The organism is Burkholderia sp. Tr-20355 (genome assembly GCF_017104685.1).
In the GTDB taxonomy this organism is placed as follows: Bacteria; Pseudomonadota; Gammaproteobacteria; order Burkholderiales; family Burkholderiaceae; genus Burkholderia; species Burkholderia seminalis.
Window position 1 is genome coordinate 1 of sequence record NZ_JAAGPK010000239.1, and the last position, 8,648, is coordinate 8,648.

The 8,648-nt window shown below is 69.2% G+C and carries 6 protein-coding genes and 2 pseudogenes; 3 read left to right on the forward strand and 5 right to left on the reverse strand.

Going from position 1 to position 8,648, the window contains the following annotated elements; translation table 11 throughout:
• The 4 genes and pseudogenes from G3N62_RS32800 to G3N62_RS32815 all read right to left on the reverse strand — a co-directional run.
• Positions 1–456, reverse strand: a pseudogene (locus G3N62_RS32800) (CPBP family intramembrane glutamate endopeptidase); the annotation flags it as partial.
• A 104-nt stretch (positions 457–560) separates the two neighbouring features.
• Entirely contained in the window at positions 561–1,217 is a 657-nt protein-coding gene (locus G3N62_RS32805; protein WP_124669917.1) for a VC0807 family protein, read from the reverse strand.
• A 142-nt stretch (positions 1,218–1,359) separates the two neighbouring features.
• Positions 1,360–3,291 (reverse strand): HAMP domain-containing sensor histidine kinase, encoded by a 1,932-nt coding sequence (locus G3N62_RS32810; RefSeq protein WP_069704676.1) that lies wholly within the window; start codon positions 3,289–3,291, stop codon positions 1,360–1,362.
• 396 nt (positions 3,292–3,687) lie between these two features.
• The gene (locus G3N62_RS32815; RefSeq protein ID WP_069704677.1) at positions 3,688–4,752 is read right to left on the reverse strand and encodes a 2,3-butanediol dehydrogenase; all 1,065 of its coding nucleotides are present in this window, start codon (positions 4,750–4,752) and stop codon (positions 3,688–3,690) included.
• 583 nt (positions 4,753–5,335) lie between these two features.
• Between G3N62_RS32815 and G3N62_RS32820 the strand changes: the two genes are divergently transcribed.
• Together G3N62_RS32820 and G3N62_RS32825 are read left to right on the forward strand one after the other, a co-directional pair.
• Positions 5,336–6,547 carry an MFS transporter gene (locus G3N62_RS32820; protein WP_124669919.1) on the forward strand — a complete coding sequence of 404 codons (1,212 nt, stop codon included), beginning with the start codon at positions 5,336–5,338 and terminating at the stop codon, positions 6,545–6,547.
• Between the two features lie 41 nt (positions 6,548–6,588).
• Positions 6,589–7,068: a DUF3331 domain-containing protein gene (locus G3N62_RS32825; RefSeq protein ID WP_124669920.1), complete on the forward strand. Its 480-nt coding sequence runs from the start codon at positions 6,589–6,591 to the stop codon at positions 7,066–7,068.
• A gap of 29 nt (positions 7,069–7,097) precedes the next feature.
• Here the strand turns inward: G3N62_RS32825 and G3N62_RS32830 are convergent, their stop codons facing one another.
• Positions 7,098–8,300: a GNAT family N-acetyltransferase gene (locus G3N62_RS32830; protein ID WP_034191234.1), complete on the reverse strand. Its 1,203-nt coding sequence runs from the start codon at positions 8,298–8,300 to the stop codon at positions 7,098–7,100.
• Between G3N62_RS32830 and G3N62_RS36195 the strand changes: the two are divergent.
• A pseudogene (locus G3N62_RS36195) lies at positions 8,293–8,648 on the forward strand (hypothetical protein); the annotation flags it as partial. The gene G3N62_RS32830 and the pseudogene G3N62_RS36195 overlap by 8 nt on opposite strands.

An 8,648-nucleotide genomic window follows, 5' to 3' on the forward strand; every position in this document is an offset into this window, starting at 1 on the left:
TATCGCGCCGGTGCGCAGCGCGCGCGGCAGGGCGACGTCGGGCGCGACCCACGGCAGTGCCCACAGCAGCCACAGGCCGACCAGCGGCTTGTCGAGATTCAGGTACATCGTGAACGGCACGGCGTCCGGCGTGAAGCGCGTCGGGCCGATCACGAGCGGATTGTGGAACCCGGGGATCAGGTGCAGGCTCAGCGCGATCGCCAGCGCGGCAAACACGGCGTGCGCGGCGATCCGCACCGCGCGCGGGCGTGCGGGCAGCACACCCCACGCGGCCGCGGCCAGCAGCGCGAGCGGCGCCAGCGCGAGCGCCCCGAGCTTGCCGAACGCCAGCGCGACGGCATAGCCGAACGTCGCCAGGATGATGCTCAGGCCGTGCAGCGGACGATGCCAGGCGAATGCGGCGGCCGCGAACAGGGCGAGCCAGATCGTGGCACACGGAAGGAGCGAAAGGGACATGACGGGACAGGCTTGGGTCGGACGAGACGCCGCGCATCATACAGCAGCCGTCGCGACTGCCGCCGGCGCGCGACGAACGGGTGGAGCCGGCAGCGGGCCGGGCGTCAGCGGCCGGCGGTCTCGGTGACGCCGTTGCGGCCCGGGATGTCGACGCTGTTGCGCACGCGCATTCGCCGCCGGTACCAGAACGTCCACGCCAGCAGACAGCCGAACACGGTGTAGCCGACGATCGGCGACACGACGAGCACGCGCTCGACCGGCCAGGTCATCACCATCCAGCAGCGCAGCAGCATTTCCAGCGTCATGACGCCGCCCCACACGAACGTCATCCGCCGCAGCATCTGCCGCAGCCCCGGCTGCGCGGCCCAGACCGCTTCGAAATGTGCGGCGCCGCCGTCCATCTCGCGGGCCACGGTCGCGCGGGCGAGATAGAAGATCAACGGGCGTGTGCGGAACAGCGACAGCAGGAACACGACGCCGATCGTGCCCGACGCGAGCGATTCGCGCATCAGCAGCGTGCGCGGGCTGCCGCCGAGCGCCATCCCGATGATCGACAGCACGATGCCGAGCAGCACGATGGCCGCCACCGCGTCGACGCGGTGCGAGCGGACGAATTCGACGATCGACCAGACGATCGGCGGGACTGCCGACGCGTACAGCGCGCCGGTTTCGCCGAAATGCGGTTGCGCGATCCGGTAGGCCACCCACGGCAGCACGAGGTTGACGAAGAGTTCGAGTATCAGTCCGGCTCGCGGTTTCACGGTGCGCCATTCCACGCAGGTTGGGGCGAACGCGCGACGGACGGGGTGGCCCGCGGTTGCCCCGAAAAGGGTTCGGTCCAGTATATCGAAGAATCGTGCGCGGCTGCGGCGCCGCAATCGCCGTCTGCCGCGTCCGGTCGCGTCACGCGTTGGCGACCGACGGCAGCGTGATCGTGACCGCGGTGCCTTGCAACACGGCGCTTTCCACCTGGATCGTGCCGCCATGCCGCTCGACGACGGCCTTGACGAACGCCATGCCGAGCCCGACGCCGCTGGTTTCCGGTTGTCCGGCGGTGCGAAAGCGCCGGTAACGCTCGAACAGCCGCGTCTGGTCCGCGCTGCTGATTCCGCATCCGCTGTCGCGGATCGTGCAGCGTACCGTCTTGCCGTCGGCGCCCGGCTCGACCCGGCATTCGACGCTCGTCAGCGACGCGCTGTACTTGATCGCGTTGTCCAGCAGGTTGATCAGCGCGCGCGACAGCAGGGCCGGGTCGCCCGGCACGACCGTATCGTCGCGTCGGGGCACGTCGTCGATCGACATGTGCTTGCGGTGCGCGAGCGGCCACACCGCGTCGCGGGCCTCGTTCATCAGGTCGGCGAGATTGACCGGCACGTGTTCGTATTCGCCGGCCTCGGCACGCGACAGCTGCGCGAAACCGTCGGCCATCGCCAGCGTGTGCCGTGCGATCCTGGCGATCCTCGCGAACTGCTGCTTCGTCCGCGCATCGCGCGCGTGGTGTTCCTGCGCGTCGATCAGGATGATCAGCGACGTCAGCGGCGCGCGCATGTCGTGCGAGAACAGCGTCAGCATGTCGTTGCGCTGGCGCTCGAGCATGTCGCGGCGGACATACGCGTGGCGCAACGTCTCCAGCGCATCGTGGATGCGGGCGATCTCGGGCCCGATGCCGCGCGGCATCGCGACGTGCGCCGTATCGCCGTCGCTGAGCGCGACGATCCGGCGGCCGAGCGCATCGAGCGGTTTCGACAGCAGCCGCTGCGTGCCGCGCGCGAGCGAGATCAGGATCGCGACGCTGAGCGCGGTCGCGAGCGCCGATATCGCGACCTTGATCCGGGCCGTGTCGCGGTCCGAAACGGCCTGACGCCGGGCGACGTCGATGACGCGGTCGCGCAGCAGTTCGCATGGCCGGAAATACGGGACGATCGTCCTCGAGAAGTCGGCGGCGCTCATCGCATAAGTGCCGGTCCGGCCGCTCGCGACGATCGTGTCGACGAGCGGGAGCAGGTGAGTGTCGAACGCCGCGTCGAGCTGCGCGTACTCGCGCGCGACGTCGGCATCGTCGAGCTGTGCGCCGATCGCGCCGTCGATCAGGGCGCGCAATTGCTCGATGCGCCCGCGCATCAGCATGATGTCCGCGAACTGCGCGCGATCGAGTGCCTGCCGTTTGAACATCGGCGCGATGAGCACGGAGCCCGTGCGGCCCGCGTATTCCCGGAGATCGCTCAGGAGCCGCGCCAGCAGGATCGCGCCCGACGTGCGCGGATCGCGCATCGCCGTGTCGGCCATCGCGCCGTCGATCAGCCGCGACACGGTGTCGACGACACGGAACAGGCGCGCCTGCGCGTGCTGGATATCGCGAACGGTGCGTGACGCGAGCGGTCGGGCGGCGAGCGCGTCGACTTCCGCGCGCGCATCGGCGAGCGTGATCCGGATGGCGTCGAGTGCGTGCAGCAGGTTGCCGCGCTCGCGGTCGTCGAGCGCGGCCGCCTGCCCGATGGCGGTGCGTAAGCGCGCGAGCGCCTGGTTGGAACGGTCGCGGGCGGCGAGCAGGTTGCGCAGTTTCGTCGTGTCGTCGTTCTGCGGGCGCACCAGCAGGTCGTTCGTCGGGCCGCGCTCGGCCGAGAGCAGGTTGGCGGCGACCATCGTGCCGTGGATGAATTCGAAGCTTTGCAGGTCGGCGTTTTCCTGCCGGTATTGCCGGAAACTTCCCCAGATGATCGTGCCGCACAGCACGGCCAGCAGCGTGGTGACGAGCGCGAAGCCGATATGGGTCTTCTGCTGGATCGTCAGCGTTCGAACGTTGTTTGCGTGATCCCGATGGAACGAGAGGGTCATGACACACCATGTTTGCAAGCTATCCCGGGTAGGCCGTATTGTCGGCCTGTCGGCGCCGTTGCACCGTGAGGTTCAACAGGGGCGCCGCCGTTTCGCGGCGGCACCGATCGCGGCCGGGAAGCCGCATCGCGCGTTGCACAGGATCGCCTTGCGCCACGGTCCTGTCGATACCGGGTGAAACATGGTTGATCGGGAGAAACCCTGATCGCATGTCAGGCAGGTGGCGCGTCGTGGTTGATTGTATGGATAACGAAGTTTATTCGAAACCGTGTCCGCGTCGGAAAACGAGATGCGGTTCGTTTCGGATGGTGGCAGCGGGAAATCGGGAGAGGGCGGTCGGATGCGTCGCCCGGGAATCGGGCGACGGTCGGCCATGAAGCGGTGAGGCGCGTGCTATCAGGAAACGGCGGGCTGCACGATGATCTTCACGTTCCGGTCCTTGTGGTTGACCAGTTCCTCGAACCCGCGCGCGACGATGTCGCCGAGCGCGATGCGCCCGGTGATGAGCGGCTGCACGTCGATGCGGCCGTCCGCGATGAAACGGATCACGTCCGCGAACTCGCCGTTGTAGGCGAGCGAGCCGATCACTTCCTTCTCGGTCGACACGATGTCGAAGAAGTTGAACGGCGTCGGCTCCTCGAAGATGCCGACCATCACCGACTTGCCGGCCTTGCGGATCACGTCGATCGCGAGCTTCGCGGTGGCCGTGTGCCCGATGCACTCGAACGACACGTCGGCGCCGTAACCACCCGTCAGCGCCTTGACTTCCGCGACCGCGTCCGACGTCTTCGGATCGATGACGACGCTCGCGCCGACTTCCAGCGCCTTCTGCTTGCGCGCGGCCGACATCTCCAGCGCGATCACGCGCCCGGCGCCCGCGGCCTTCGCGCACATGATCGTGCACAGGCCGATCGTGCCCGCGCCGACCACGACGACGGTCTGCCCGACGATGTTGCCGGCCTTCTTCACCGCATGCAGCCCGACCGCGAGCGGCTCGATCAGCGCGCCGGCCTCGGTCGGGAAGTTGTCGGGCAGCTTGTACAGCAGTTCGGCCGGCACGTTGACGAATTCGGCGAACGCGCCGTTGTTCATCAGCCCGGTGAACGCGAGGTTCTCGCAGATGTTGTACAGCCCGTGCCGGCAATACCAGCAGGTGCCGCAATGCTGGCACGCATCGGCCGTCACGCGGTCGCCGACCGCGAAGCCGGAGACGCCTTCGCCGAGTTCGGCGATCTCGCCGCTGAACTCGTGGCCGAGGATGCACTGGCCTTTCAGGCCCGTCAGCGGATGCGGCGCGTCGACCGGGATGAACACGGGCCCCGCGACGTATTCGTGCAGGTCGGACCCGCAGATGCCGCACCAGTGCACGCGAATCGTGACCCAGCCGGCCGGCGGGCGCTGCGGAACGGGAACCTCTTCGACGCGGATGTCGTGGCGGCCGCGCCAGACGGCGGCTTTCATGCTGCGGGCGGTGATCGGTGCCGGTGTACTCACGTTGCTGTCTCCGTCAGGTTGTCGTCGGGCGCGTGGCATGGCTGCCGCGGCGCCCGTCGCGCGAATGCGCGCTCGACCGGTATGCAGGAACGGGGCCAGCGTGGATCGGTGTCCGTTACGGTGCGCCGACGGGTGGGAAGGTGTGCGGTGCGGTATGTCTCCGTGCATTGACCGCGGATCATCCGACCGGAAGCGTGCGCGGAATTTGCTGCACCCGCGAAACGGAGGATTGCGTGAGACGCCGGGACATTCGTCTCAATGCAGTGAGACGAATGGCGAGACGAACGGCGGCGCGTGGCGGGCGTCGATACGCGCTCAGGCGACGATTTCGTCCGCCGCGACCGACGCGAGCGGCGTGACGCCGGCGGCACGATGCCGCGGCTGACCGGTCGCGGCCGGTGTGCCGACCGATTGCCACGGTCGCCGAAACGCATCGTTGCGCAAGTTACCCCTTTACTTGAAGTTAACTTCAATTTGTATCATGTGCGCCAGTCCGACTGCGGGCGCGTGAGACATCCCGTTGCGCGCGCCCGCTTCAACGGAGGTGGAGATGACCGAATCGCCTGTCGCGGCCGATGCCGCCGCGCTGCCGTCGCGCGGTTACCGGGCCGCCGTCGCGAACGTCGTGCTGGCAAGCATCGTAGCGGCGCTGCACGTCGGCAAGGCGACGATCGCGTTACCGTCGTTGCAACACGAGTTCGGTGGCTCGCTTGCATCGCTGAGCGGGATCATGTCGGTGTTTCCGTTCGTCGGCGTGTTCGGCGGGATCGCGGCCGGGTTGCTGGTGCGACGCTGGGGCGACCGGCGGTTGCTGACGACGGGCCTCGTTTTCCTCGGGGCGTCGAGCGTCGCAGGCGCGTGGGCGGGCAGCTTCGCGCTGCTGCTGGCCACGCGCTTCGCCGAAGGGCTCGGTTTCGTGATCGTGGTTGTTGCCGCGCCGGCCGTGCTGAATCGCGTGACGCCGCCCGAGCGGCTCAATCTCGCGTTCGGCCTGTGGAGCACGTTCATGCCGGCCGGCATGGCGCTGTCGATGCTCGTCGGGCCGCTGCTCGGCGGCTGGCGCAACGGCTGGCTCGCGGCCGCGGTCCTGACGTTCGTCGCGGCGGCCGCGGTACCCGTGACGACATCGGCCGGCACGCCGTCGCGTCAGGCGGCTGCGACACGCATCGGGCCCGCGCTGCGCGACGTGCTCGGGTCGCGCTCGACCACGCTCCTGGCGCTGGGCTTCGCGACCTACAACGTGCAGTTCTTCGCGGTGATGACGTTCCTGCCGGTGTTCCTGATGCAGCGCCTCGGCGTCACGGTCGGCGCGGCGGGGCTGATCAGTGCGGCGATCGTCGCCGCGTGCGTGATCGGCAACCTGACGGCCGGCTGGTTGCTGTCACGCGGTGCGCGGCCGGGAATCGTGATGGCCGCGACGTCGGTTGCGATCGGTGCGGCCGGCGCGGGGCTCTTCGGCGCGGCGACGCCCGCGCCGCTCGCGGTCGCGCTGGGCTTCGCGTTCTCGGCCCTGGCCGGGATGCTGCCCGCGACGATTCTCGCCTGTGCGCCGGGTTCCGCGCCGTCGCCGTCGCTGGCGCCGCTCAGTATCGGCTGGGTCGTGCAGGGCAACTATCTTGGCCAGGTGATCGGGCCGCTGGCGATCGGCGCGATCGTCGGTGCGTTCGGCTGGCCTGGCGGCATCGGGCTGATGCTCGCGGCCGCCGCGGCCGGTGCGGCGATCGGCGTGGCGTTGCTGAGCGAACCGCTGGGCCGGCGCTGAGTGCGCCGGTGCCGTTCAACCTGCACGGAAATTCGTCAAGCATGCTCAACACCCTGGAAAGCCCGACCTGCGAAGAAGACGTGTCGTGCGACGCGCCTGCATATGGCGAGCACGAAGCGAGGCCGCCGCGCGATGGCGTCGTCGCCCAACCGTTCGTGACGATCGGCCGTGCGTCGGGGCCGGAGCACGCGGCGGCGGTTTCGCCGTTGCGTCCGCAACTGTTCGTCACGGTGCTGGAGGCCGGTGACGACGGCCTGCTGATTCGATGGGTCGAGAGCGGCCGTTGCCATTACGGCGAACAACGCTGGCGTTTGCGCGTCGCGCTGCAGCCGGGCCGCTGCGCGATCTCGGGGCAGCCGATCGCGCCGGGCGAGCCCGTGTTCCGGCCGGTGCGGCGGTCCGTGCCGGCCAATGGCGACGAGATGATCTGCCCGGCGTCGGTGCCGGGCGCGGCCGCCGCGACGCGCGACGTGGCCGCGGGGCACGACGACGCGCACGACTCGGCCGACGTACTCGACTGAGCGGAACGCCGGCCGGCCGCGAATCCGCGTTACTTCTTCAGATCGTGCCGGTACTGGATGAACCCCGCATTGTTCGCGAGCTTGTCGTACAGTGCGCGCGCGGTCGTGTTGGTTTCGTGCGTGAGCCAGTACACGCGGCTCGCGCCGGCTTCGCGGGCGCGTGCGTAGACGGCCTCGATCAGCGCGCCGCCCGCGCCTTGCCCGCGCGCGTCGGGGGCCGTGTACAGGTCCTGCAGATAGCAGTATGGCCCTTCGGTCCAGCACGAACGGTGGTAGATCGAATGCACGATCCCGACCAGCTTGCCCGACGCGTCGAAGGCGCCCAGCACGAACATCGGTTCGGCCGGATCCATCAGGCGTGCCCACGTCGTGGCGAATACCGCATCGCTCAGCGCGGTGTCGTAGAACTTCTGATAGCCCTGCCACAGCGGGCGCCACGCGGCTTCGTCGGCGGCGACGAGCGGGCGTACCGTGACGTGCGTGGCGTCGTTCGCACGGCTGGCCGCGTCGCGCGCGCCGGCCTGCGCTTGGCGGATCGCGGTGAGCGAGCGGCGCTGGTTGCCCTGCGCGTCGAAGTTGTCCGGCGCGAGCCACGCTTCGAACGCGGCGCGCACGTCCGGCCATTCGCCGTCGACGATCGAGAACCAGGCGGTGTCGCGATTGCGGCCCTTGTAGACGATCGCCTGCCGGAACGTGCCTTCGTAACGGAAACCGAGCCGCGCGGCCGCCTTGCGCGACGGTTCGTTGAGGCCGTCGCACTTCCATTCGTAGCGCCGGTAGCCGAGCGTGTCGAACGCGTACTTCATCAGCAGGAACTGCGCTTCGGTCGAGACCGGCGTGCGCTTGAGCAGCGGCGAGAACGTGACGGAGCCGACTTCGATCACGCCGTTGGCCGGATCGATGCGCATCAGCGCGAGCGTGCCGACCGCGCGGCCCGTGGCGCGATCGATCACCGTGTAGTGCAGCGGATCGGCGCTCGCCTGCGCGCCGCGTGCGTAGTCGCGGTAGCTTGCCTCGTCGGTGTACGGGCCGTGCGCGAGATAGGTCCAGTCGCTGCCGTCGGGCGCTTGTGCGTAGGCGGCGTACAGGTCGGCCGCATGGCGCTCGGCGTCGAGCGGTTCGAGCCGGCAGTAGCGGCCTTCGAGCGCGATGCGCTCCGGGCGCGGGCGCGCGGACCAGTCGGGGACGGGGTGGCCGATGGATTGCTGGAAGGCGTTGGTGAGCGTGGACAAGGTCGATCTCGCTTCGGTTGGCGGCCGGCGACATGCCGGCATGCAGACGATCGTAGTCCCGGCGAGGTACCATGAGAAGCGCCAGGGATCGGCAAATTTATGGTGCCACGATCTGGCGGCCGCCGGCTTCGCGCCACTCGCCGCGCGCCACGTTCCGACATTTTCACGCTGCGATGTTCCGATGACGACTGCCTTTCCTTCCGGCGACGCGCCGTTGCTGCCGCTCGACGCACCGCTGGCGCGCGCACCGGGCGCGCCTTCGCTGCAGCGCCAGTTGCTGCGCCGCGTGCGCGACGCGATTCTCGGCGGAGCGATGCCGGCCGGCACGCGGCTGCCTGGCACGCGCGC